At 63.9% G+C, this 1611-nt stretch carries 3 protein-coding genes; all 3 read right to left on the bottom strand.

Features of this window, described 5'->3' with window-relative positions; all coding sequences use genetic code 11:
- Nucleotides 1-110, bottom strand: a 110-nt coding sequence (locus JCM25156_RS28170) for an arsenate reductase/protein-tyrosine-phosphatase family protein (RefSeq protein ID WP_457851825.1), incomplete at its 3' end; no start/stop codon positions are given.
- Between the two features lie 132 nt (nucleotides 111-242).
- A complete protein-coding gene (locus JCM25156_RS16105; RefSeq protein ID WP_051577540.1) occupies nucleotides 243-755 on the bottom strand; it encodes a gluconokinase in 513 nt (170 codons plus the stop codon).
- 49 nt (nucleotides 756-804) lie between these two features.
- A complete protein-coding gene (gene rpiA, locus JCM25156_RS16100) occupies nucleotides 805-1509 on the bottom strand; it encodes a ribose-5-phosphate isomerase RpiA (RefSeq protein ID WP_025813913.1) in 705 nt (234 codons plus the stop codon).
- Nucleotides 1510-1611: the final 102 nt, after the last annotated feature.

The raw sequence follows: 1611 nt of genomic DNA, 5'->3' as shown, positions 1-1611 counted from the left end.
GTAACCGCCAGGCCCGCTTTCGTGGCGGCATGGCGGAACGCGGCCTCCGCCAGGGGGGAGCGGCAGATATTCCCCATACAGACAAACAGGACGGCGGGAGACGGTGTCATTTATCCTCGGGACCGGATGGTGGATGATGGCATGAGGTTACATTCCCTGTATCCAACGCCCGGCCCGTCGGGCCGTCTCCCCTGAATGGACAGGCGGGAGACAGGCCCGCACCGGTCGGAACCGCCAGCATGTCAGTTTCCGGCGGGGTCGTGTTCGGGAAATTTCTGCTTCAGCAGGCCAAGCGTCTCGGCAATCAGCTCGGCCGGCGTGGCTTCCAGATGCACAACGATCGGATGCTCGTCCGGTGTGGGGGGTTCAAGCGTGGCGAGCTGGCTGGGCAACAGGCTGGCGGGCATGTAGTGCCCCCGCCGCCGCTTGAGCCGGTCGTACAGCGTATCCTCGGGTATTTCCAGATAGACGAACACGATGCTGCTGGCCCCATCGGCGCGCAGCATGTCGCGATAGGACCGCTTGAGCGCCGAACAGGTCAGGATACCGCCCTGCCCCGACGCCACGCGCTTCAGCAGCCAGGCATGGCAGGCTTCGAGCCATGGCCTGCGGTCGGCATCGGTCAGGGGAATACCGGCGGACATTTTGGCCACGTTGGCCGGAGGATGCAGCAGGTCACCTTCCTGATAGGGCCAGCCCAGCAGGTTGTGCAGTCCTTCCGCCAGCGTGGTCTTGCCGCAGCCCGACACACCCATGATCACGATAACCCGGGGCTGGACGCCTGGTCGCTCAGTTCCCGCCCGGTCATGACGCACGCAGCCTTTGCAGTCCGCCCGCCGTGGCCACGATCACTTCAGACGTGCGGCCAATGAACAGCCCGGTCTCGATCACGCCCACCACCCGGTCAAGCTGGAGCTGGAGCTTTCCCGAATCCGCGATCTCGCCAAAATGACAGTCCAGGATCATGTTGCCGCCATCGGTCACGAATACGTTGCCGCTGCGGTCAAGCCGCTGCGTCACCCGCGCGCCAAGGGCTTCAAGATGGCGGGCGGTGCTGGTCCAGCCAAAGGACGCGACTTCCACCGGCACGGGCACGCGCCCGCCCAGACGGTCCACCAGCTTGCTGTCATCCACCACAATCACGAACCGGCGCGATGCCGCGGCCACGATCTTCTCCCGGAACAGTGCGCCCCCCAGCCCCTTGATCAGGTTGAGGGTGCTGCGTTCGACCTCATCCGCGCCATCAATGTCGATATCAATGACAGGATGGGTGGCGAACGTGACCAGTTTGATCCCGTGTGAACGCGCCTGCTCGGCCGAATGTTCCGAAGTGGGGATGGCGCAGAACCGCAGGCCATCCGCCCAGCGGCGACCCAGCTCCTCGATCATGAAAGCGGATGTGGTGCCCGAACCCAGACCGACCACCATGCCTTCCTTGACCATGTCGGCGGCCTCGATCGCCGCCTGCCGCTTCAGTTCCGCCCTCGGGTCCGCGTTATGCGTGGACATGCGCTGTTTCCTCTCCTGCGGGACATTTCTTTTACCGGGTGTCCCGTCTTTTGTTATTTGTTCTGATGCGTATCACCGCCCGTGCGGCGCATCACGCATTTA

The sequence above is a fragment of the Komagataeibacter kakiaceti JCM 25156 genome (assembly GCF_000613305.1).
The sequence above is the reverse complement of the archived record's forward strand: the minus strand, read 5'-3'. Positions and strand labels throughout refer to the sequence as shown.

Excerpts from the sequence above, each read along its gene's own strand:
- rpiA (WP_025813913.1), bottom strand. The coding sequence starts at position 1,509 with ATGTCCACGCATAACGCGGACCCGAGGGCGGAACTGAAGCGGCAGGCG.
- JCM25156_RS16105 (WP_051577540.1), bottom strand. The coding sequence starts at position 755 with ATGGGTGTGTCGGGCTGCGGCAAGACCACGCTGGCGGAAGGACTGCAC.